Annotated in this window: 19 protein-coding genes; 9 read left to right on the top strand and 10 right to left on the bottom strand. The window is 68.9% G+C overall.

The genetic code is table 11. The features are described from left to right. The first annotated feature begins 173 nt into the window (after nucleotides 1-173). The 3 genes from ACRSCF_RS04550 (at nucleotide 174) to ACRSCF_RS04540 (ending at nucleotide 2,157) form a co-directional block, all read left to right on the top strand. Entirely contained in the window at nucleotides 174-323 is a 150-nt protein-coding gene (locus tag ACRSCF_RS04550; protein WP_013800628.1) for a hypothetical protein, read from the top strand. A gap of 153 nt (nucleotides 324-476) precedes the next feature. Further along, on the top strand, nucleotides 477-1,352 hold the full coding sequence (locus ACRSCF_RS04545; RefSeq protein WP_026062924.1) for a hypothetical protein: 876 nt from the start codon (nucleotides 477-479) through the stop codon (nucleotides 1,350-1,352). A 100-nt stretch (nucleotides 1,353-1,452) separates the two neighbouring features. Further along, on the top strand, nucleotides 1,453-2,157 hold the full coding sequence (locus tag ACRSCF_RS04540; RefSeq protein WP_432675193.1) for a riboflavin synthase subunit alpha: 705 nt from the start codon (nucleotides 1,453-1,455) through the stop codon (nucleotides 2,155-2,157). A gap of 13 nt (nucleotides 2,158-2,170) precedes the next feature. Here the strand turns inward: ACRSCF_RS04540 and ACRSCF_RS04535 are convergent, their stop codons facing one another. Further along, nucleotides 2,171-4,690, bottom strand: coding sequence for a heavy metal translocating P-type ATPase (locus tag ACRSCF_RS04535; RefSeq protein WP_244387812.1), 2,520 nt, complete (start codon nucleotides 4,688-4,690; stop codon nucleotides 2,171-2,173). A gap of 148 nt (nucleotides 4,691-4,838) precedes the next feature. Between ACRSCF_RS04535 and ACRSCF_RS04530 the strand changes: the two genes are divergently transcribed. Continuing rightward, the gene (locus ACRSCF_RS04530; RefSeq protein ID WP_034364445.1) at nucleotides 4,839-6,749 is read left to right on the top strand and encodes a bifunctional metallophosphatase/5'-nucleotidase; all 1,911 of its coding nucleotides are present in this window, start codon (nucleotides 4,839-4,841) and stop codon (nucleotides 6,747-6,749) included. 230 nt (nucleotides 6,750-6,979) lie between these two features. Further along, nucleotides 6,980-8,167 carry an IS481 family transposase gene (locus ACRSCF_RS04525; RefSeq protein WP_411165070.1) on the top strand — a complete coding sequence of 396 codons (1,188 nt, stop codon included), beginning with the start codon at nucleotides 6,980-6,982 and terminating at the stop codon, nucleotides 8,165-8,167. Nucleotides 8,168-8,830: 663 nt separating this feature from the next. On the opposite strand, the gene ACRSCF_RS04520 is transcribed toward ACRSCF_RS04525, so the two are convergent. The 6 genes from ACRSCF_RS04520 to ACRSCF_RS04495 are packed head-to-tail and all read right to left on the bottom strand — an operon-like array spanning nucleotide 8,831 to nucleotide 15,367. Further along, a complete protein-coding gene (locus tag ACRSCF_RS04520; protein WP_043791818.1) occupies nucleotides 8,831-10,558 on the bottom strand; it encodes an acetyl/propionyl/methylcrotonyl-CoA carboxylase subunit alpha in 1,728 nt (575 codons plus the stop codon). A 10-nt stretch (nucleotides 10,559-10,568) separates the two neighbouring features. Further along, nucleotides 10,569-12,176 carry an urea amidolyase family protein gene (locus ACRSCF_RS04515; RefSeq protein WP_244387811.1) on the bottom strand — a complete coding sequence of 536 codons (1,608 nt, stop codon included), beginning with the start codon at nucleotides 12,174-12,176 and terminating at the stop codon, nucleotides 10,569-10,571. Between the two features lie 9 nt (nucleotides 12,177-12,185). Further along, nucleotides 12,186-12,944: a LamB/YcsF family protein gene (locus ACRSCF_RS04510; RefSeq protein ID WP_016454390.1), complete on the bottom strand. Its 759-nt coding sequence runs from the start codon at nucleotides 12,942-12,944 to the stop codon at nucleotides 12,186-12,188. A 33-nt stretch (nucleotides 12,945-12,977) separates the two neighbouring features. Next, nucleotides 12,978-13,646: a pyroglutamyl-peptidase I gene (pcp, locus tag ACRSCF_RS04505; protein ID WP_016454391.1), complete on the bottom strand. Its 669-nt coding sequence runs from the start codon at nucleotides 13,644-13,646 to the stop codon at nucleotides 12,978-12,980. Nucleotides 13,647-13,662: 16 nt separating this feature from the next. After that, complete coding sequence (locus tag ACRSCF_RS04500; RefSeq protein ID WP_016454392.1) at nucleotides 13,663-14,616, bottom strand: DUF979 domain-containing protein; 954 nt, start codon at nucleotides 14,614-14,616, stop codon at nucleotides 13,663-13,665. A 1-nt stretch (nucleotide 14,617) separates the two neighbouring features. Then, nucleotides 14,618-15,367: a DUF969 domain-containing protein gene (locus tag ACRSCF_RS04495; RefSeq protein ID WP_016448769.1), complete on the bottom strand. Its 750-nt coding sequence runs from the start codon at nucleotides 15,365-15,367 to the stop codon at nucleotides 14,618-14,620. Nucleotides 15,368-15,773: 406 nt separating this feature from the next. Here ACRSCF_RS04495 and ACRSCF_RS04490 point away from each other — a divergent pair, with 406 nt between their 5' ends. The 4 genes from ACRSCF_RS04490 to ACRSCF_RS04475 all read left to right on the top strand — a co-directional run bounded on the left by ACRSCF_RS04490 (nucleotide 15,774) and on the right by ACRSCF_RS04475 (nucleotide 19,810). Beyond that, entirely contained in the window at nucleotides 15,774-16,940 is a 1,167-nt protein-coding gene (locus ACRSCF_RS04490) for an ABC transporter substrate-binding protein (RefSeq protein WP_016448770.1), read from the top strand. A gap of 68 nt (nucleotides 16,941-17,008) precedes the next feature. Further along, complete coding sequence (locus ACRSCF_RS04485; RefSeq protein WP_047218890.1) at nucleotides 17,009-18,010, top strand: tripartite tricarboxylate transporter substrate binding protein; 1,002 nt, start codon at nucleotides 17,009-17,011, stop codon at nucleotides 18,008-18,010. Beyond that, nucleotides 18,010-19,065: a threonine aldolase family protein gene (locus ACRSCF_RS04480; protein WP_016448772.1), complete on the top strand. Its 1,056-nt coding sequence runs from the start codon at nucleotides 18,010-18,012 to the stop codon at nucleotides 19,063-19,065. The genes ACRSCF_RS04485 and ACRSCF_RS04480 overlap by 1 nt, the downstream gene beginning before the upstream one ends. Before the next feature lie 70 nt (nucleotides 19,066-19,135). After that, nucleotides 19,136-19,810 (top strand): GntR family transcriptional regulator, encoded by a 675-nt coding sequence (locus ACRSCF_RS04475; RefSeq protein ID WP_012207532.1) that lies wholly within the window; start codon nucleotides 19,136-19,138, stop codon nucleotides 19,808-19,810. Nucleotides 19,811-19,985: 175 nt separating this feature from the next. On the opposite strand, the gene ACRSCF_RS04470 is transcribed toward ACRSCF_RS04475, so the two are convergent. The 3 genes from ACRSCF_RS04470 to ACRSCF_RS04460 all read right to left on the bottom strand — a co-directional run bounded on the left by ACRSCF_RS04470 (nucleotide 19,986) and on the right by ACRSCF_RS04460 (nucleotide 22,615). Further along, a complete protein-coding gene (locus ACRSCF_RS04470) occupies nucleotides 19,986-20,441 on the bottom strand; it encodes a DoxX family protein (protein ID WP_223275169.1) in 456 nt (151 codons plus the stop codon). Next, entirely contained in the window at nucleotides 20,428-20,799 is a 372-nt protein-coding gene (locus tag ACRSCF_RS04465; RefSeq protein ID WP_016454396.1) for a DUF4148 domain-containing protein, read from the bottom strand. Before ACRSCF_RS04465 ends, ACRSCF_RS04470 begins: the two co-directional genes overlap by 14 nt. Nucleotides 20,800-20,962: 163 nt before the next feature. Continuing rightward, nucleotides 20,963-22,615 (bottom strand): adenylate/guanylate cyclase domain-containing protein, encoded by a 1,653-nt coding sequence (locus tag ACRSCF_RS04460; protein WP_244387810.1) that lies wholly within the window; start codon nucleotides 22,613-22,615, stop codon nucleotides 20,963-20,965. Nucleotides 22,616-22,634: the final 19 nt, after the last annotated feature.

Below are 22,634 nucleotides of genomic sequence, written 5' to 3'. Positions count from 1 at the left end.
CTGCCGGGCCGATCGCCGCGCAGCAGGGCAACCGGGCGCCGATGGTCCTCCACCGGGCGCCCGCAGGGTCCGTGATGTTACCCAAAGCAACGAAGCCCCGTCCTGTACACGGCCCCATGCCCCCGTGCGCAAATGGCCTGGCGGCATAATCGCGGCTGCTCATCCCCCTGTCCATGGCCCATACACGCCTTTTCCGCCACGCCCCGACCCGCTGCACCGCCTTGCGCGCGCAGCGGCCGCAGCGCGTGCACGGCGTGCCCACGGCCTTCATCAGCCTGTGCGGCTTCACGGCCCTGCTTTCCGCCGCCGTGCGGAAAGCCTGAGGTCCACCCCCCAGCTTCCCGCACGGCCCCCGCAGCGAATCCGCATGCAAACGCATGCCAGGAGCTGCCGGCCCACGCCCGCATCGCCCTGGCCTGCACGCCTTTCAGGCTGCGCCGCCGCATGGCACAGCCGCTGTGACCCAGGAGCTGACGATGGACATGGAACTCTCCCAAAACTTTCTGCGCGCCAAAAGCCCTTGCGCGGCGGGCTTTCGCTGGTTCGTGCGCAACCGCCATGACGGCAACGACTACCAGCGCGTGCTCGACGCCCTGGTGGGCGATGGCCGCGTCGAGGACGCGCGCTGGCTCATGAACCAGTTCGGCCCCACCGATGCCGTGCTGGAGGTCGATCACCTGGAGGCCGATGCCTTGGTGTTCTCGGGCAGCGTCGTCGTGCATGGCGAGCTGCGCGTGCCCGGCCTGCTGGCCGTGGGCCGCACGCTGCAGGCCGGCGCCGGCATCCACGCCGGACGCATCGAGGCCGGCCAGGACCTGCACAGCGGCGGCGCCATCTTCTGCAGCGGCCCGCTGCAGGCCGGCGGCCTGGTCAAGGCCGCCTGGAGCGTGGACGTGCACGAGGAACTGCGCGCCGAGGACGTGCGCGCCGGCTGGGAGCTGCGCTGCGGCGCCGACCTGCGCCTGGGCGGAGGGGCACAGGCCGGCCAGGACATCGAGGTGCAGGGCGCCATCCGCTGCGGCAAGGGCCTGCGCGCGGGCGGCAGCATCCGCGCCAGCGGCCTGATCGAGCTGGGCCACGGCCTGTACGCTGGCGCCGACGTGGAAGGCGGCAGCCACATCGAGGTGGACTGGGGCATGCGTGCGCTGGGCGACATCCGCGCGGCCTGCAGCATCCGCGCGGGCGAGACCCTGCATGCCGAAGGCGAGATCGCGGCCGGCCCGGGCTACGGCATCTATGCGGGCATGAACGTGCAGCAGGATGCCTGGCCGTCCTGTGCCTGGGTGCATGCGGCGCAGCGGCCGCCCGCCCTCCTCAGCGGCTGGTGGGAAGAGGCCGCGGCACCGGCCTGATGCCCGCAGGGACACGCCGGCCTGCGCCCCCGCAGCGCAGCGCCGCGATGCAAAATACCCGCTTCGCCGCCGACCGGGCGGCTCCAAGGAATCCCACATCGTGTTCACCGGCATCATCCAGGCCGTGGCAAGCATTGCCGCGCTGCGCGACCAGAACGGCCTGCGCACCTTCACCCTCGACTTTCCCGAAGGCTTCTGCCAGGACCTGGCCATCGGCGCCAGCGTCTCCACCGACGGCGTGTGCCTGACGGTGACGGAGATCCTCTCGCCCACGCGCGCCACGTTCGATGTGATGCTGCAAAGCCTGAACATCACCACGCTGGGCGGCTATGCCGAGGGCGGGCGCGTCAATGTGGAACGCGCGGCAAAGGATGGCGCCGAGATCGGCGGTCATCCGCTGTCGGGCCACGTGGACTTCACCTCGCCCGTGCTGGAAGTAGCCTCCAGCGACACCAACCACCGCATCCGCTTCGGCATTCCCGAGGGCTTTCGCCACTACGTGTTCGCCAAGGGCTACATCGCCATCAACGGCGCCAGCCTCACGGTGTCCGAGGTGGACCGCCAGGCCGGCTGGTTCGAGGTCTGGCTGATCCCCGATACGCGCCGCATGACCGTGTTCGAGTCCAAGGGCGTGGGCGACCTGCTCAATGTGGAGATCGACCGCAGCACCCAGGTCGTGGTGGACACGGTGCGCGAGACCGTGCAGCAAAGCCTGGGCCGCCTGCAGCCCGTGCTAGAAGCCCTGCTCAAGGAAAAAGGCCTGAGCCTGGACGACTTCATAGACGTCCCCAAGCTGCCCGGCTGACTGCCTTCGTCGTTCAACGCCCCGCCGCCAGCGGCGGATTGAAGCGCCGCAGGCGCAGCGCGTTGCTGAGCACGAAGACGCTGGACAGCGCCATGGCACCGGCCGCGAACACGGGCGACAGCAGCGTGCCGTTGACGGGGTACAGCAGGCCAGCGGCCACGGGGATCAGGGCCACGTTGTAGGCAAAGGCCCAGAACAGGTTCTGGCGGATGTTGGCCATGGTGGCCTTGGACAGCGCAATCGCATTGGGCACGCCGCCCAGGTCGCCCGACATCAGCACCACGTCGGCCGCCTCGATGGCGATGTCCGTGCCCGTGCCGATGGCCAGGCCCACATCGGCCTCGGCCAGGGCCGGCGCGTCGTTGATGCCGTCGCCCACATAGGCCAGCGTGCCATGCTCGGCCTTCAGGCGCTTGACGGCATCGACCTTGCCGCCGGGCAGCACCTCGGCCACCACCTCGTCGATGCCCAGCTGCCGCGCAATGGCCTCGGCCGTGCGGCGGTTGTCGCCTGTGATCATGGCCACCTTCAGGCCCAAGGCGTGCAGGGCGGCAATGGCGGCCGGCGTGCTGTCCTTGATGGGATCGGCCACGGCGATCATGGCGGCCAGGCGACCGTCCACCGCGGCATACAGCGGCGTCTTGCCTTCGTCGCCCAGGCGCGCGGCCTCGTCTGCCAGCGTGTCCACCTGCAGGCCCAGCTCGCGCATGAAGCGGTCGGCACCGATCTCCACGCGCACGCCGTCCACCTGGGCGCGCACGCCAAAGCCTGTCACCGATTCAAAGCGATCAACAGCACCCAGCGGCAGATCCTCGGCCTTGGCAGCATCCACGATGGCGCGCGCAATCGGGTGCTCGGAGCGGTCTTCCACGGCCGCCACCAGCGCCAGCACGCGGCTGCGCTCGCCCTCGAAGCCGGGGGCCAGCACCAGGTCGGTCAGCTCCGGGCGGCCGCGCGTCAGCGTGCCCGTCTTGTCCACGGCCACCACGCGGGCGTCCTTGAGGGTCTGCAGCGCCTCGCCCTTGCGCAGCAGCACGCCCATCTGCGCAGCCCGGCCCGTGCCCACCATGATGGAGGTCGGCGTGGCCAGGCCCATGGCGCAGGGGCAGGCGATGATGAGCACGGCCACGGCATTGACCAGCGCAAAGCTCAGTGCGGGCGACGGCCCCCAGGCCAGCCAGGCGCCGAAGGTCAGCAGGGCCACGGCCATCACGGCCGGCACGAACCACATGGTGACCTGGTCCACCAGCGCCTGTATGGGCAGCTTGGAGCCCTGGGCCTGCTCGACCATGCGGATGATCTGCGCCAGCAGCGTATCCGCGCCCACCTTGGTGGCGCGAAAGGCCAGCGCGCCGTTCTGGTTCACCGTGCCGCCGACCAGTTCGGCACCCGGGGTTTTCTCGACCGGCACGGGCTCGCCGCTGATCATGGATTCATCGACGAAGCTGCTGCCCTCGATGACCTCGCCATCGACGGGAATGCGCTCTCCGGGCCGCACCTCGATGGTGTCGCCCGCACGCACGGCGGCGATGTCCACCTCCTGCACGGCGCCGTCCTTGCGCACGCGCGCCGTCTTGGCCTGCAGTCGCACCAGGCGGCGGATGGCCTCCGAGGTATTGCCCTTGGCGCGCGCCTCCATGAAGCGGCCCAGCAGGATCAGCGCCACGATCACGGCCGCCGCCTCGTAATACACATTCACCGTGCCGGCCGGCAGCCACTGCGGCACGAAGGTGGCCACCAGCGAATAGGCAAAGGCCGCCGAGGTGCCCACGGCCACCAGCGAATTCATGTCGGGCGCGCCGCGCAGCAGCGCGGGAATGCCTTTCTGGAAAAAGCGCAGGCCCGGCCCGAACAGCACGATGGCCGACAGCAGGCACTGCAGATACCAGCTGTTCTGCGTGCCGATGGCCTGCCCCACCCAATGGTGGAAGGCCGGCACCATGTGGCCGCCCATCTCCAGCACGAACACCGGCAGCGCGAACACTGCGGCCACGATCAGCGAGCGCTTGAGCGAGGCCCGCTCGCGCGCCTGGCGCTGCTCCGTGCCGTCTTCGGCCGGCGACTGCGCTGCCCCGCCTTCACTGGCCGGGTTCGCGCTGGCGCCCAGCGGACGCGCTTCGTACCCGGCCTTGTGCACAGCTGCCACAAGGGCCGCCACATCTGCACTGCCAGCCAGCGTCACCACTGCACGCTCGGTGGCCAGGTTCACGCTGGCCGATTGCACGCCCTCCACCTTTTTCAGCGCCCGCTCCACGCGGCCCACGCAGGAGGCGCAGGTCATGCCCTCCACTTCCAGTTCCACGCTGGACTGGGGCACTTCGTAGCCGGCCTTCTCGATGGCTGCAATGGCGGCGGGCAGATCGGCCGCGCCCTCGAAGCGGATGCTGGCCTTTTCGGTGGCCAGGTTGACCACGGCTTCCTGCACGCCCGGCAGCTTCTTGAGCGCGCGCTCCACACGCCCCACGCAGGAGGCGCAGGTCATGCCCTGAACGGGCAGGTCTATGGCCATGCCGGCCTTGGTCGATGCATTCATTGCCTGACTCCTTTGTTCTCGCATGCAGGCACTTTAGAGATTGCCACCATGTCAAGGTCAAGCCCCCTGCAGGGCGCTTTCATCGCCATGTCATCTGCCTTGCCCAGCATCGGCGGCCGTGACAAACCGATACAGAGAGAACCCGTTCATGTCCTTGACCTCCCATCGCCCCGCCCTGCGCCCGCTGGCCGTGGCCCTGGCTGCCTCCGCCCTGATCGCCGGTTGCGGCGGCTCCGGCAACGACACGCCCGCAGGCCAGCCGCTGGAGCTGCGCATTCTGCACATCAACGACCACCACTCCACGCTGGAGTCCAAGAGCAAGACCCTGCAGCTGGACGCCGGCACGGGCAAGGCCGAAGCCGTGGCCGTGGACGCCGCAGGCTTTGCGCGCGTGACCCAGGCCATCGAGGAGCTGGCCACGCAGTCGCCCAACGTGCTCAAGCTGCATGCCGGCGACGCGCTCACCGGCACGCTGTACTTCAACCGCGCAGGCGCCGACGGCGAGGCCGATGCCGCCCTCATGAACACCGTCTGCTTTGACGCCTTCACGCTGGGCAACCACGAGTTCGACAAGGGCGACAGCGGCCTCAAGTCCTTCCTGGACCGCCTGCGCGCCGGCACCTGCAAGACGCCCGTGCTCAGCGCCAACGTGCGCTTTGGCGCCAACTCGGCCCTGAACGCGGCCAAGGCGCCCGGCTATGTGAACCCCTCCACCGTGGTGGAGCGCGGCGGCCAGAAGATCGGCATCGTCGGCCTGACCATTGCGGGCAAAACCAAGGCATCGTCCAGCCCCGATACCGACACCACCTTCGAGGACGAGGCCACCGCAGCCCAGCGCGAAATCGACGCGCTGCGCGCCAAGGGCATCAACAAGATCATCGTCATGAGCCACGTGGGCTATGAGTACGACCGCCAGATCGTGCCCAAGCTCAGCGGCGTGGACGTGGTCGTGGGCGGCGACTCGCACACCCTGCTCGGCCCCGACGTGCTCAACACCACCGGCGTGGGCACACCGGGCGGCGCCTACCCCACACGCCTGACCGACAGGGACGGCAGCCCCGTCTGCGTGGTCCAGGCCTGGGAGTACGCCCAGGTCGTCGGCGACCTCAAGGTCCAGTTCGACGCCGACGGCCGCGTCACCCAGTGCACGGGCACGCCCCATGTGCTGATCGGCGACAGCTTCACCATCGCCGGCAAGGCCGCCACCGATGCGCAAAAGACCGCCCTCAAGGCCAGCGCCGCCGCCACCGGCGTGCTGCGCGTGACCACGCCCTCGGCTAAGGCCACGGCCGCGCTGCAGCCCTTCAAGGACAAGGTCGCCCAGTTCAACCTCAAGCAGGTCGCCACCGTGCCCCGGGAACTGTGCTCGCGCCGCGTGCCCGGCGGCGTCGGCACCATGAACTACAGCCAGTCCAGCGCCGCCTGCAATGCCGAAGGCAGCGTGAGCGTGCGCGGCGGCGACATCCAGCAGCTCGTGGCCCAGGCCTACCTGGAAGAAGCCAACCGCCACTACGGCGGCGCCGACATCACCCTGCAAAGCGGCGGCGGCGTGCGCATCCCGCTGCTGGGCCAGGTCACGGCCGCCCAGGTCATCCAGGTCCTGCCCTTCGGCAACAAGCTGTTCCGCCTGGACATCACCGGCACGGAAGTCAAGGGCATGCTCGAGGACGGCCTGCAGGCCGTGTACGGCCCCAGCGGCACGACCGGCCCCTACCCCTACACGGGCGGCCTGCGCTTTGACGTGAATGCGGCAGCGGCGGCCGGCCAGCGCGTGTCGGGCATCGAGGTGTATGACAACGCGAGCAAGACGTGGAAGCCGCTGGATACGGCGCGCACGTACAAGCTGTTCGTGCTGAGCTTCAATGCCACGGGTGGCGATGGCTACAAGACGCTGGCGGCCGTGCCTGATGCGCGCCGTCTGGACATTGGCGTGCTCGATTCCGATGTGTTCTTCAACTACATCGAGAGGCAGCCTGTGGATGCGGTGTCTGGTCTGCCGCTGCTGTCGCGGCTGGCGACGGATCTGTACAGTACGCGTAGTTTTCAGGGTGGGCGCTGAGTCTTCCTGATGGGTCCAGGGATCTGTTTTGTTCCCTGCCGGGGGGTTGTTTTTCGAGGCCGGGTCTCGGCCCGGCGGCCGACCTACCTTCTTTTGCTTCGCCAAAAGAAGGTAGGCCAAGAAAAGTCGACGGTACGACTCACACTCATAGGTGACACATCAGTACAAGGACATGGGTAACAGATCCAAGCTTGGCAGCTGGAGCCAACAGCAGCCAAGGAGCGATCACCATGCCCTGGAAGGAGTGCGCACCCATGGACGAGAAACTGCTCTTCATAGCCGACCATCTGCGCAGTGGCGTGCCGCTGAGCGAGCTGTGCAGGCGCTACGGCATCAGCCGCAAGACGGCCTACAAGTGGGTTGAGCGATACCGCCAACTGGGCATGGATGGATTGCAAGAGCGCAGTCGCAGGCCCCACGGGAACAATCAGGCGATCAGCTATGCACAGCGCCGGGCCATCATTGAGCTGCGCACGCAGCAAAGGTCACAGATGGGGCCCAAGAAGCTGCACGCTTTGCTCCTGCAGCGTTGGGGCCCACAGGAGACACCCAGCAAAACCACCATCTACAACGTGCTGAAGGCTGAGGGGCTTGTTTGCAGCAGGCGTGTACGCAGACGCTCGGTGCCTACGGCCCAGCCCTTGCGAACGAGCAAGCAGCCCAATGGGGTGTGGAGTGCAGACTACAAAGGCCAGTTCAAGACAGCCGATGGTCACTGGTGCTATCCATTGACCATCATGGACCACGCCAGCCGCTATTTGCTGGCCGTGCATGTCTACGACAGCCCCAACTACGAGGATGCCAAACGCAGCTTTGAACAGGTGTTTCGGCAATACGGACTGCCCGAGCGCATACGCAGTGACAACGGTCCGCCGTTCGCGACTACTGGCGTGGCGGGCCTGTCACGCCTGGCGATATGGTGGATAAGGCTGGGCATCAGCCCGGAGCGCATCGAGAGGGGCAAGCCACAGCAAAACGGTCGCCACGAGCGGATGCACCGCACGCTCAAGCATGCCCTGGGCAAAGAGCCTGCGGCGGACAAAGCGGCATTGCAGATGCAGCTCGATGCCTTTGTGGAGCACTACAACCAGCAGCGCCCGCATGAGGCCTTGCAGCAAAGCATGCCGGCCCAGCATTACAGCGACTCGACCAGGCCATACCCCTCAAAGCTACCGGAGCTGGAGTATCCGAAGCATTGGGAAAGGGTTCGGGTCAGCCACAACGGCTTGATTTACTGGCGAGCGCTGCGGATCTACATAGGCTACCTGCTGGCGGGGCAGTGGATCGGGATGCAGGAGGTGGCCGCTGGGCAGTGGGATGTGTATCTGGGGCCGGTGCGACTGGGCTGCTTCAACGAAGAGGATGTGCGAGGACCCCAGAACGACTATGTGAGCTTGAAGTGTTACCCATGTCTGTGAGCTGAGTTGTTACCCATGTCCTTGACACGTACAACCCGAATGTCCGCGACCCTTCGCTTCGCTGCGGGGCAACCTGCGTCGTGGCGGTTGCGGGGTTCGCTGCGGAACTCGCTGCGTTCACTGCGTGAACTCCGCTCAGACAACCGCAGCGAGTCAGATCACGAAGCAGTCCTGTCCTTCGGCAGGACTGCAACCCCGCAACCACCACGCCGCAGGCGCGGACATACGGGGAGTTTGCCCGGGCCGTCGCTTCGCTCGGCCTCTATGAGAAAACAGCCGAGCGCAGCGGTGGCGCGTCGGCTGTTTGCATTTCTGGCCTTTGGCATTTTGCTGTTGGCTGTTCCCCAGCCTCCCCCCTTCTGCCCACGCCTGCGTTGGGCGGGATGCGGGGTGGCAGCCCTGCCGAAGGACAGGGCTGCTTCGTTGTCTAGCTCGCCGTGATGTTTGAGTGAAGCGCGCAGCGCGCAACGAGTTTCACGGCGCACCCCGCATCCCGCCCAACGCAGGTCGCCCCGTAGCGAAGCGAAGGGGTCGTGGGCAGTTTGGGGCGCGCTTCTTTGCCTACTTTCTTATCGCGCGATAAGAAAGTAGGTCGGCCGCCGGGCCGAAACCCGGCTCCTGCCGCCAGAGGCACAACACAATCAAAAACAGGTCAACCAGAAATCAGCCAATCCGAGCAATCACAGCCCCCAGCACCTGCGCCTTCCCCGCCTCAGCCACCAAAGCCACCACCCCACTGCGATGCGCAGTCACCTGCATCTCCATCTTCATGGCCTCCATGACGGCAATCACATCGCCTTCCTGGACGGTGTCGCCATCGGCCACCTTCCACGCATGCAGATTCCCTGCAATGGGTGAGGTGACGGCAGCGGGGTCCACGGCAGATTCGGCAGCCGGCGCGGCAGCCACACCGCCGCCAGCCGATGCCAGCCCCTGCAGCAGCACCGCAGGCAGGCCCAGCGACACCCGTCGCCCGTCGATCTCGACCGCGCAGCGCACCAGGCTGGCGTCGGGCAGCGGCTCGGCGCGCACGGCGGCGGCCAGGGGTTCGGCGAAGTCGGATTCGATCCAGCGCGTGTGGACCTTGAAGCCGTCGTTGCCCACGAAGTCGGCATGGCCGATGACGGCGCGGTGGAAGGGCAGGACGGAGGACAGGCCTTCGATGCGGAACTCGGCCAGCGCGCGGCGGGCACGGGCCAGGGCCTGTTCGCGCGTGGCGCCGCTGACGATGAGCTTGGCCATCAGCGAGTCGAAGCTGCCGGGCACGACCGAGCCGGTCTGCACGCCCGTGTCCAGGCGCACGCCGGGGCCCGAGGGCGGGTCGAACCGCACCACGGGGCCGGGCGTGGGCAGGAAGCCCCGGCCCACGTCTTCGGCGTTGATGCGGAATTCGATGGAGTGGCCCAGCGGCGCCGGGGTTTCGGTGATGGACAGGGGCAGGCCGTCGGCCACGCGCAGCTGCTCGATCACCAGGTCCACGCCCGTGGTCTGCTCGGTCACGGGGTGCTCGACCTGCAGGCGCGTGTTGACTTCGAGGAAGGAGATGGCGCCGCTCTGGCTCAGCAGGAATTCCACCGTGCCCGCGCTGACGTAGCCGGCCGCCGCGCAGATGTCGCGTGCGGAGCTGTGGATGCGGGCGCGCTGATCGTCGCTGAGGAAGGGCGCCGGGGCCTCTTCCACCAGCTTCTGGTTGCGCCGCTGCAGCGAGCAGTCGCGCGTGCCCAGCACGACCACGTTGCCGTGGGTGTCGGCCAGCACCTGGGCCTCGATATGGCGTGGGCGGTCCAGGAATTGCTCGACGAAGCATTCGCCGCGGCCGAAGGCGGTGACGGCCTCGCGCACGGCCGAGTGAAAGAGTTCCTCCACCTCGTCCATGCGCCACGCGATCTTCATGCCGCGCCCGCCGCCGCCGAAGGCGGCCTTGATGATGATGGGCAGGCCGTGCTGCTGGGCAAAGGCCAGCACTTCGCCGGCATCCTTGACGGGGTCGGGCGTGCCGGCCACCAGGGGAGCGCCGACCTGCAGGGCGATCTTGCGCGCCTCGACCTTGTCGCCGAGCTTGGCGATGGTCTCGGGCGTGGGGCCGATCCAGCGCAGGCCCGCATCCAGCACGGCGCGCGCAAAGGCTTCGCTTTCGGACAGGAAGCCGTAGCCGGGGTGCACGGCGTCGGCGCCGCTCTTGTGCGCGATGGCGATGAGCTTGGCGATGTTCAGGTAGGTGTCGGCCGGGCGCTCGCCGTCCAGGCCATAGGCCTCGTCGGCCATGCGCACGTGCAGGGCGTCGATGTCGGCATCGGCGTAGACGGCCACGGATTTCACGCCGTAGTCGGCGCAGGCGCGGGCGATGCGGACGGCGATCTCGCCACGGTTGGCAATCAGGACTTTTTTCATCGCAATACCTTCAATTGTTCTGCAGGCGCTGGGCGCCTTGCACGCCGGGGGAATATTCCTCGAAGGCGCGAATGGGGTTGAAGCGGATCCAGGCGCCCACGGGAATCTGGCCGGCCAGATCGAGGTGGTGCGGCGCCACGCAGCCGATGACGGGGTAGCCGCCCGTCAGCGGATGGTCGGCCAGGAACAGCACGGGCTGGCCGCTGGGGGGCACCTGGATGGCGCCCAGCGGCGTGCCTTCGCTGGGCAGTTCACCGGCCACGGCGCGTGCCAGGGGCTGCTCGCCCGCCACGCGCAGGCCCACGCGGTTGGACTGCGGCGTGACCTGCCAGCGCTGCGCGGCCAGCAGGGCCACGGCCTCGGGCGTGAACCAGTCGGTGCGCGGGCCCAGCTCCACGTCCAGCACCACGTCCTGCCCGGTGGTGGGCAGGGATTCGGGCGGCAGCTCGGGTGCGGCCACGGCCTTGCGGTCCGCAGGCCGAACGGGCAGGACCTGGCCCACGGCCAGGGCGGCAGGGCCGACATTCGCCAGGGTGTCGGTGCAGGCGCTGCCCAGCACGGGCGTGACGGCAAAGCCGCCGCGCACGGCCACATAGCAGCGCGCGCCGGCCACGGGCTGGCCCACGGTCAACTGGTCGCCATCGGCCAGGGCCACGGCCTGGTAGCGCGGCACGCTCCAGCGCTGGCCGGACCCCGTGGTCACGGTCAGGGGCGCATCGGCGCCCGTGATGGCGACCACGGTCTCGCCCTGGCTTTGCAGCGACAGGCCACCGCCCACGGTCTCCAGCACGGCCAGGTCGCTGGCATTGCCGACCAAGCGGTTGGCGGCCTTGAAGGCTGCCTGGTCCATGGCGCCCGAGGCCGAGACGCCCTGCCCGGCCTGGCCCAGGCGGCCCCGGTCCTGGAACAGCGTCATCAAGCCCGTCGCCTTCACGCGCAGCGCGTTGCCTTCATGCGGCGCGGCCTGCGCCACGGCGGGCGCAGGCGCCTCATCCACCTGGGCCATGCCGGCCGCATCGACAAAGCGCACGCGGTAGCCGGGCTGCAGCAGCGCGGGCAGCTCGCGCGCGAGGTCCCACATGCGGGCCGAGGTGCGGCCTATCAGTTGCCAGCCGCCCGGGCTGGCCTGGGGATAGACGGCACTGAACGTGCCGCCCAGCGCCACCGAGCCGGCCGGCACGCGCGTGCGCGGCGTGGTGCGGCGCGGCACGTTGAAGATCGGATCGCCCCCGCTGAGGTAGGCAAAGCCGGGCGCAAAGCCCGTGAAGGCCACGGCGTATTCACTGCCCGTGTGGCGGCGCACGACTTCCTCGGGCGTGATGCCCAGCAGCTGCGCCACATCGGCCAGGTCCTCGCCGTCGTAGTGCACGGGGATTTCGACCAGCACATCGCTGCGCTCGGCGCGCTGGCTCAGGTCACGCGCGGCGATGCGGTTCACCAGCTCGGCCACGCCCACCTGGGCGGGGGTGAACTGCACAAGCACGGTGCGCGCGGCCGGCACCAGCTCCTGCACGCCGGCGATGGGCTCGCGCTGCAGCGAGCCCAGCAGGGCCAGGGTTTCATCCAGGTCGGCCAGCTCCACCAGCAGGGCCTGGCGGTTGACAGGTAGAAAGCGCATGGCCACTCCTCAACCCGCGAAGGAGGAAATGCGCACGCCCTCCTGCTCGAAACGCTCGCGCAGATGGCGTGCAATGGCCACGGCTCCCGGGCTGTCGCCATGCACGCAGATGGAGTCGGCGGCAATGCGCACGGGGCTGCCGTCCACGGCTTCGACCACCCCTTCGCGCACCAGCATGAGCATGCGCGCGGCGATCTGGTCCACGTCGTGCAGCACGGCGCCCGGATCGCGGCGCGAGACCAGGGTGCCCTCGGGCGTGTAGCCCCGGTCGGCAAAGGCCTCGGCCACCACGGTCAGGCCTGCGTCGCGCGCCCAGTCGATCAGGGGCGAGCCGGCCAGCGCCACCAACACCAGGCTGGGGTCGATGGCGCGCATGGCCGTGATCACGTCGGTGGCCTGGCGCCTGTCGTGGGCGATGGTGTTGTAGAGCGCGCCGTGCGGCTTGACGTAGCGCACCTCGGTGCCGGCCACGCGGGCCAGGCCCTGCAGCGCGCCGATCTGGTAGATGACGCCGGCCACCAGGTCGGCGCTGGCCACGTCCATGTTGCGCCGGCCGAAGCCGACCAGGTCGGGATAGGACACATGGGCGCCGACGATGGCGCCGCGCGCGCGGGCGGCCTTGAGCGTCTCCAGGATGCCTGCCGGGTCGCCGGCATGGAATCCGCAGGCCACGTTGGCGCTGCTGACGATATCGAGCATGGCGGCATCGTCGCCCATGCGCCATCCGCCCAGGCTCTCGCCAAGATCACTGTTCAGGTCAATTTTCATCGTTCTCTCCTCACCGGACTCGGTGCACGGGGTTCAGTGCAGCTGGCCGGCGTTTTCCTTCAGATCCTGGGACACGGTCAGGGCCGTGCGGATGGTCTCGCGCACGGCAGCCACCTGGTCGGCCAGCGACATGCTGGGCATGCCCGGCTTGCGCGCTGCCTGCTCAGGCAGGGCCGGCACATGGATGAAGCCGCCCCGCGCACCCGGCGCAGCCTTGCCCTGGGCCAGCCAGTGCATGAGCGCGAAAAACACGTGGTTGCAGACAAAGGTGCCCGCCGTGTTGGACACGGAAGACGGAATACCCCGCGCACGCAGGTTGTGCACCACGGCCTTGATGGGCAGCGTGGAAAAGTACGCGGCGGGCGCGCCCGGGATCACCACCTGGTCCACGGGCTGGCGCGCCGCATGGTCGGGAATGCGGGCGTCGTCGATATTGATGGCCACGCGCTCGGGCGTGAACTCGCTGCGGCCGCCGGCCAGGCCCAGGCTGATGACCAGCACCGGCTGCAGCTGCGCAAGCGCCTCCTGCAGCTGGCGCAGCGATTCGCCGAACACGCAGCGCAGCTGCAGGCCGTGGACGGTGGCGCCCTCCACGATCTCGCCATGCAGGGCACGCGCCACTTCCCACGAGGGATTGACAGGGTCCTGCTCGAACGGCTCGAAGCCGGTCACCAGGATGCGCGGGGAAGTGGAATCGGTCATGGCAACAGTCCGTCCTTTAACGGAACATCAGGAAATACATGAGGAAGACGTTGGCCGTCAGCAGGGCCAGGGCCGTGGGCACCTGGGCGCGGATCACGGCATTCTTGTCGATCTCCAGCAGCGCGGCGGGCACCAGGTTGAAGTTGGCCGCCATGGGCGTCAGCAGGGTGCCGCAGTAGCCCGAGAGCATGCCGATGGCCGCCATCACGGCCGGGTCGCCATGGTAGACGCCCACCAGAATGGGCACGCCCACGCCGCCCGTCATCACCGGGAAGGCCGCGAAGCCATTGCCCATCACCACCGTGAACAGCGCCATGCCGAGCACGTAGACGGCCACGGCCACGAAGCGGATGTCCATGTTGATATAGGTGGTGGTCACATAGGCCACGGCCTTGCCCACGCCGGCGTCCGAGAACACCAGGCCCAGCATGCCCAGCATCTGGGGCAGCACCAGGGCCCAGCCCAGCGCATCGGTCAGGCGGCGCGATTCGCGCATGCCCTGGGCCGGCGTCTCGCGGGTCAGCCAGCAGGCCAGGCCCAGCGCCAGCACGCAGCCCACGCCCAGGCTCACCAGCGTGGTGGCCTTGGGGTCCAGCAGGGGCGTTCCGCCGAAGACCAGGTGAGAGGCGCTCAGCGTGCCCACCATGGTGATCAGCGGAATCGCCAGGGCCGGCACGAACAGCTTGTTGCCCAGGCGCTTGGCGCTGGCCAGGTATTCGGCATCGCTGCGCGGCGCGTGGCGGCCGCTGCCCACGCCACCGAAGCCGGCGATCAGCGCCATGGCCACGGCGATCACGCCCACCACCATGGGGGGCAGCTCATGGCCCACCAGGAACACGGCCGCATACAGCGCCCAGAACAGGCCGCTGGACCAGCGCTTGGGATTGCTGGCATCGCGCAGCGTCATCACGGCCGTGACGGCCAGGACGAAGCCGACCAGGTAGTACAGGTGTTGGATGGTCAGCGTCATTTCAGGCTCCCTTGGCTTGGGTGGCGTTGGCATTGGCCGCGTCGGCTGCGACGCCCGCCTTGTACTGGGCCAGCTCGCGCTCGAGCATGCGGTCCAGGCGACCCAGGCGCCAGGCGTGGATCACGAAGGCGCAGATGGCCGTGGGAATGCCCCACAGCGCGACGTGGATGGGCTCGACCTCGATGCCGGCTTCCTTCAAGAAGGTGGTCATCAGCACGATGGCGCCGAAGGCCACGAAGATGTCCTCGCCGAAGAACAGGCCCACGTTGTCCGTGGCGGCCGAGTAGGCGCGCAGCTTGTCACGCACCTTGGCGGGCAGGATGCCGAAGCGCGACTGGGTCGCGCCTTCGGCCATGGGCGCCAGCAGCGGGCGCACCATCTGCGGATGCCCGCCCAGGCTGGTCAGGCCCACGGCGGCCGTCAGCTGGCGCGCCGCCAGGTAGACGATGAGCAGGCGGCCAGCGGTGGCCGACTTGATGGAGCTGATCCAGTTCTGCGCATGCTGGCGCAGGCCATGGCGCTCCAGCAGGCCGATCACGGCCAGCGGCAGCAGGATGATCAGCGGCAGGTTGCGCGTCTTGATGAAGCCCGTGCCGATGGTGGCCAGCACCTTGTCGACGGGAAAGCCCGCCGCCAGTGCCGTGCCGATGGCCGTGACGATCACGACCAGCATGGGATTGAAGCGCAGCACGAAGCCCGCAACGATGATGGCCACCCCGATAAGCGGCCAGAGATTGACGTCAGTCAGCATGTTGATTCCCCCTTCACACCCCCGGTGCGCGACGGCCGTCGAGCCACCCCGCATGCCCAACCCGGTGGCAAGGAGTGCGCTGCCGACCTGGTTTTGTTCAACAAAACTAGTAATTTGTCTTACATAAACGAATTGTGATTAAGACAATCAACGCATACTGATAGTACAAACCCGCATACACCTGCCTACGCAATGTGCACTGACAGGGTTCTTGCCAAAGTCAAGCAAACTATCGATGATTGAATACCGATAGAAGACATGAATGCAACAATGCCCCTGCGCCGGTATCGCCTGCGGCAAGGCCGCCTCCTACAATGGGCCGCGCTCCCAGCGCGGGGCGCATGCGCGGCAGGCGTCGTGAATGGCCCTTCCTGCTCCCAACCCACCTTGCCCGAGCCCTGAATCCATGCGACGCCGTCAGATTGTTTCCCTGGTTCCCCGCGCTGCGGCCATCGCAGCGGTCCCGGCCCTGGCACCGGCCTTCGTGCGCAATGCCTTTGCCGACGAGGCCGGCCTGTCCGCCAAGGCCATCACCATCGGCTCCACGGTGTCCCTGAGCGGCCCGCTGGCCGCATACGGCACCGACATCAAGCTGGGCACGGAAGCGGCCATGGCGCAGATCAATGCCCGCGGCGGAATTCACGGCCGCACGCTGCAGCTGCAGATCGTGGACGATGGCTATGTGCCCCAGCGCTCGGCCGACAACGTGCGGCAGATGCTGTCCAAGGGCACGGCCTTCGCCCTGCTGTCGTGCAACGGCACGCCCAACAATGCGGCCATCATTCCGCTGATCGAAGAGGCTGGCGTTCCCTACGTGGCGCCGATCACGGGCGCCTCGTCGCTGCGCAAGGGCGCGCGCAACGTCTTCCATGTCCGGGCCAGCTACACCAATGAGGTCCACCGACTGATACAGCGGCTTGCAGGCATGGGCCTCAAGGGCATCGGCATCGTCTACCTGGACAACGCCTACGGCCGGGAAATACTGGAAGACGCCACACGCGCACTGGAAGCCGGGAAGATGGCCCCCTCCGTACAGGCGGCCATTGCCACCGATGGCAAGAACCTGGCCGAAGTGTTGAACAAAGTGCATGCGGCCCGTCCGTCCGCCGTGTTGCTGGCCACGGCCGGCACGGTGTCGGTCGCGCTGGTGCGCGGCCTGCGCAAAAGCGTGCCCGGCGTGCTGCTCACGGGCCTGAGCGTGACCTTGCCCAACGACAGCCTCAAGCCGCTGGGCGACGATGCCCGGGGCCTTGCCATGACCATGGTCGTCCCCGCGCCCCATCAGGCCCGGCTGCAACTGGTGCGCGACTACCAATCGGCCCTGCGCGCCCACGGCCAGCAGGAGTTCTCCATGGGCTCGCTGGAAGCCTATGTGAATGCACGCGTGCTGGCCGAGGGCCTGGAACGCGCCGGCCGCGACCCCACCCAGGCCAGGCTGCGCTCAGCGCTGGCCGGCATGCGCAACTGGGACATGGGCGGCTTTGTGATCGACTACAGCGGCCAGCCGCCGCATGTGGGCTCCAGCTTCATCGACCTGGGCGTACTGGGCAACGCGGGGCGCTTCATCGGTTGATGCCGGTGGCGGCTTGCGGGCCGGGCCGCGATGGTCTCTTTCTCTCGCCGCACCAAGGAGTTCTCGCCATGCCTGCCGAACGCCACCGCCTTGTGCCCTGCGCTTCCCACCGCGGTGTGCCACGCCGCCTGCTCATCCTGGCCGCCGCTGCCCTGCCCGGCCTTGCGCCAGCGCAGAAATGGCCGGCGCAGCCCGTGCGCATCATCGTTCCCTACACGGCCGGTGGCGGCTCGGACAACATCGCCCGCGCGCTGGGCACGGAACTGTCGCGTGAACTGGGCCAGCCCGTGGTCGTGGACAACAGGCCCGGGGCCTCGGCCATGCTGGGCGCAGAAATGGTGGCGCGGGCCGCGCCTGACGGCTACACGCTGCTGATGGCCGACATGCCGCACACCATCACGCCCAGCCTGTACAAGACGCCCTACGACGCGCTCAAGGACTTCACGCCCGTGGCCCTGATCGGATCATCGCCGCTGGTGCTGGCCGTCAACCCGAATTTCAAGGCGCAGAGCGTGAAGCAATTCGTGGCCCTGGCCAAAGCGCAGCCGGGCCGGCTCAACCTTGCATCGGGCGGCACGGGCACGGCCACGCATCTGGCGGGTGAGCTGTTCAAGCAGCAGACCGGCACCTTCATCACCCACATCCCCTACAAGGGCTCGGGGCAGGCCATTGCCGATGTGGTTGCCGGGCATACCGAGAGCATGTTCGCCTCGGCACCCACCGTGATCCCGCATATCCGAAGCGGTGCGCTGCGCGCCCTGGCCACCACCAGCGCCCAACGCTCGCCGGCCCTCCCCCAGGTTCCCACGCTGGGCGAAAGCGGCGTGCGCGGCCTGACCGTGCTGCACTGGTTCGGCCTGCTGGGGCCTGCCGGTTTGCCCTCCGGCATCCAGACCACGCTGCACGATGCCGTGGCCCGCGCCATGGCCACGCCCACGCTGCAGGCCAAGCTGCAGTCCCTGGGGCTGGAGCTGACGCCCCGCACTGCGGCAGAGTTCGGCGCCCAGATGGAGACCGACGCGGCGCGTTGGGCGCGCGTCGTCAAGGAACGCAACATCAAGGCCGACTGATGTCCAGCCTGCACCCTCTTCCCGACGCCATCGACCTGCGCAGCGATACCGTCACGCGCCCCACGCCGCAGATGCTCGAAGCCATGGCCCGCGCCCCGCTGGGCGATGACGGCCTGGACGGCGACCCGACCGTGCGCGCGCTCGAGGAGACCGCAGCCCAGCGCTTCGGCAAGGCTGCGGGCCTGTTCGTGGTCAGCGGCACCATGGGCAATCTGGTGGCCGTGCTCGCCCATGGCCGCATGCCCGGCGAGGTGCTGGCCGAGGCCGGCAGCCATCTGCTGAACGCCGAGCGCGCCGCCGCGGGCCTGACCGGCATGCACTACCACAGCCTGGCCGGCGACGGCGGCCTGATCGCCCTGCCCGCGCTGGAGGCGGCGCTGGACACCGCCATCTCCGCACGCTGCCCCAGCGCAGTGGTGGCCGTGGAGAACACGCACAATGCGCGGGGCGGCACCGTCGCCGGGCCCCAGGCGCTGGCCGCCGTGCATGCGCTGGCCTGCCGCCATGGCGTGCCCGTGCACACCGATGGCGCGCGCCTGTTCAATGCCGCCGTGGCCCTGGGCCTGTCCTGCCGCGAGATGGCTGCGCACACGGACTCGGTCACCGTCTGCCTGTCCAAGGGGCTGTCCGCGCCCGTGGGCTCGGTGCTCATGGGGCCGGCCGACTTCATCGCGCGGGCGCGCACCATACGGCGCATGCTCGGCGGCACCCTGCGCCAGGCCGGCGTGATTGCGGCGGCAGGGCTGGTGGCGCTGGAGCACATGGTCGAGCGCCTGGCCGACGACCATGCGCGCGCCTGCCGCCTGCACCAGGGCCTGCGCGCCATCGACCCGGCTTGGTGCGCGGCCGAACTGCCGCAGACCAACATCGTCCAGGTTCGCGTTGACACCAGCGCGGCCGAAGCGCGCCTGTGGCAAGCACGCCTGGCCCAGGCCGGCGTGCTGGTGCGCACGGGCAGCGCCGGCCTGCTGCGCCTGGTCACGCACCGCCATATCGACGATGCCGCCGTGGACAGCACGCTGCAGGCCTTCGCCCGGCTGCAACACCCCACCTGAGCACTGCACGAAACCGGCGACCGGCCCGGCGCTGGCTACACTGCGCTCTGGCCCTTGCATCCCGACCACCATGACCCGCAGCACCGACATCCTCAACCTGACCGACCGCGTGACCGAGCAGCTGCGCAGCAAGCTCATCGATGGTGCCTGGGAGCCCGGGCAGAAGCTGTCGGAAGCCTCACTCAGCGAAAGCCTGCAGATCTCGCGCAACACGCTGCGCGAGGCCTTCCGGCTGCTGACCAAGGAGGGGCTGCTGGTGCACGAGCCCAACAAGGGCGTGTCGGTGGCGGCGCCCAGCATCGCCTCCATCATCGACATCTACCGCGTGCGCCGCATGGTGGAGTGCCAGGCCCTGGCCCAGGCCTATCCCATGCACCCGGCGCGCAGCCTGATGCGCGAAGCCGTGGAAGCGGCCCAGCGCCACCGCGAGGCCCAGGACTGGTCCGGCGTGGGCACGGCCAACATGAGTTTCCACAAGGCCGTGGTGCAGCTGGCCGACAGCGAGCGCCTGGACACCATGTTCGAGCACCTGCTGGCCGAGCTGCGGCTGGCCTTCGGCCTGCTGCGCGACCCGCACTTCCTGCATGCGCCCTATGTGGACATGAATGCGCGCATCCTGCAGCAGTTCGAGGACGGCAAGCCGGCCGAGGCCGCTGCCGCGCTCAATGACTACCTGGTGCATTCGGAGCGGCTGATCCTGGCCGCCTATGCCCGCCGCCTGGCTGAAAAAGGCATCAAGGTGTGAGACAAAGACACCCCCTGAGCGGCTGACGCCGCTTCCCCCTCTCTACTCGCTTCGCGAGGGAGGGGGACGACACCCTCGGGGCGGGGCGGCCCTTCCTCGGTGTCCCTGGCTTTTCGGGCGCGCCGGTTTCATGGGCTATGGGTAACGCACAGCGCCAGGAATCACTGGCTCGTGCTCAACGCGAGGCCTTGCGCCGCGCGTCCAGGCTCCAGCGCGCCACGGGCGCCAGCATCAGTTGCACGAATCCCCCGGCGATCGCCAGGTTCTTCAGGAACTGCACCAGCTGGCCCTTGTCGCCGAACTGGTTGTGGAACATCAGCGCCGACATGACGCTGAACACGGCCATCACGGCCGCGGCCTCGCGGGTGCGCCAGCCCAGCAGCAGGGCCGTGGCCACGCCCAGCTCCACCACCAGCGCCATGGCATACGACAGCATGGGCAGCGGCAGGCCCGCCTTGGCGATATAGGCCATGGTGCCCTCCGGCCCCATCAGCTTGCCGATGCCGCTGTAGATGAACAGCAGGCTCAGCAGCACCCGGGCCAGCAGCGGTGCGAAGTCGGCCCAGGGCGATGCTGCGGCGTGGGCAGCGCGATGCGTGGCGGCGCGCGTCATCGCATCAGCCCGGGACACGGCCGGAACCCTGGCCTTCGGCCGCCTTCACCGAGCCACCCAGGCGCTGCACTTCGGCCAGGTACTCGGGGCCGCTGCGCATGCGCTGGTACTGGGCCAGGCGCTGCTGGTAGTCGGCATCCCAGTGGTTCACATCGGACTCTCGGTAGACGTTGAGGCCGGCGCGGTTCCACAGGGCCAGGTCGGCCTGAACCTCGGCGCGCGACAGCGCAGGGCCGGAGCTGGCGGGCTCGGCGCCGAACCAGGTTTCTGCAGATACCGTGGCAGCCGGTGCGGCCGAGGCCATGCCCGGCCACAACGCGGAGGAAAGTGCGGCAGAAAGGGCGGTGATGGCGAAGAGGGTCTTTGCGTGCTTCATGGCGAATCCTTTGTCAAATCCTGCAGCGCGTGATTGCGTTCTGCATGGCTGCAGTCTCGTCTTCGCCCGCCTGCACGTCAGTGCCTAAACGCACAGCTTTGCGCAAACTCTCCGGCTCCCGCGCTCACTGTCCACGCTCATCGTCCACGCCCACCATCCACCTTCAGGGCCACTGCAGGCCGGGCCGCGCCACATGCAGGGCCGGCAGGGGCTCGGAGCGCCCGCGCACCTGCACCTGCCGGACTTCGCCCAGGCCATCGGCCACGCCCGCGCGGCGCGCCACCTCCAGCGACAGCACCAGCCGGGCCTGGGCGCTCTTGGTGTACTCCTGCAGGCGGCTGGCCGTGTTGACCACCTCGCCCACGGCCGTGAAGGTGGTGGTGTGCTCGAAGCCCACGCGCCCCACGGCAGCGCGCCCCGCGTGCAGCCCCATGCCGAAATCCACCGGCTGGCCGAACTGCGCCTCGAAGCTCGCGCTCCACTCCTGCATGCGCCGGTCTATCAGGGCACTGGCCTGCACGGCCTGGCGGCAGGCCGTATCCAGGTCGGTGTCCAGGCCGAAGATGGCCATCACGCTGTCGCCGATGAACTGGTTGGCCATGCCGCCGCTGTCGTGCACGGCCTGGCCCACGCGCTCGAAATACTGGTCCAGCACCCAGGACAGGTCCACGGGCCATTGCCGCTCGGCCAGGCCCGACCAGCGGCGCAGGTCCACGAACAGGATGGCCACCTCGCGCACTTCGCGGACCTCGCGCTGCTCATCGCCCCGCCCGGCCTGGGCGGCTGCCGGCGAGCGAAACAGCGGCGCCACCTGCACATCGCCCGTGGGCCGCAGCTGGCAGGCCAGCCGCACGTCCTGCGGCGCACCCACGCGCTCCAGCGTGAGGCGCTCATCGCGCCCCGGCGCAGGCAGGTGGGCCGCCGGGCCGGACACGCGCACGCGGCAGGTGGAGCAGCGCGCCCTGCCGCCGCACAGCGACAAATGGGCAATGCCATGCTCGCGGCTGGCTTCGAGCACGCTCATGCCCTGGGGCACCTGCACCGTGCGGCCCGGATAGTGCAGCAGCACCTGGCGGGCGCCGCGCAGGCGCATGCGCCGCCACAGCCAGGGGCCGGCCAGCAAGGCAGCCAGGCCGGCCAGCCAGCCCTGGCGCAGCCCCGATGTCAGATCGCGCAGCAGCTGCGCCGCCTGCGGCGAAGGCCCGGCCGGCGCGGGCACACCGGCCGCCGCGATCTCGCGCGCCATGGAGACGATGCCCAGCGCCGCCAGCACGGGCAGCAGCACGGCGGCCGTGAGCAGCAGCGGCTGCCAGCGCCGCCACCAGCCGCGCGCCCGCAGGGCCATGTGCAGGCCCATGCAGCCATGGGTCCAGGCGGCCGCCATCAGCAGCAGCTGGATGGCCATGCTGGACGGATTCCAGGAAGAACGCACGATGCGCGCATACGAGGGGTCCACGCCCCAGGCCTCCTGCGCCAGCCGCGTGGCCGGCACATGCAGGGCCAGCAGCAGCGGCAGGCCCAGGCCCAGCAGCAGCCGCACGGCCTCCAGCGCCGGCATGCGCAGGCTGCGCCGCCGCGCGAGCGCCTGCAGCGCCAGCCCCATGTGCACAGCCAGCGCGCCGTAGAGCAGCAGGCTGCCGGGCAGGGATCGCCACACGCCGTGGATCAGCTCGCGCACGGCCTCGGCCGTGGCCAGCGAGACCAGGCCCAGGGCATGGTTGGACAGGTGCAGCGCCGCATAGGTCCACAGCACCAGGCCGGTGGACCAGTGGAGACTGCGCAGGGACGGCAGGGACGGAGGAAGGACACGGGCCATGGAAACGGATGATGCGCCC

The sequence above is a fragment of the Delftia sp. 11MD genome (assembly GCF_050907895.1).
Taxonomy (GTDB): domain Bacteria; phylum Pseudomonadota; class Gammaproteobacteria; order Burkholderiales; family Burkholderiaceae_C; genus Comamonas; species Comamonas tsuruhatensis.
Note: the sequence above shows the minus strand (reverse complement) of the source record. Positions and strands in the feature narration are given on the sequence as shown.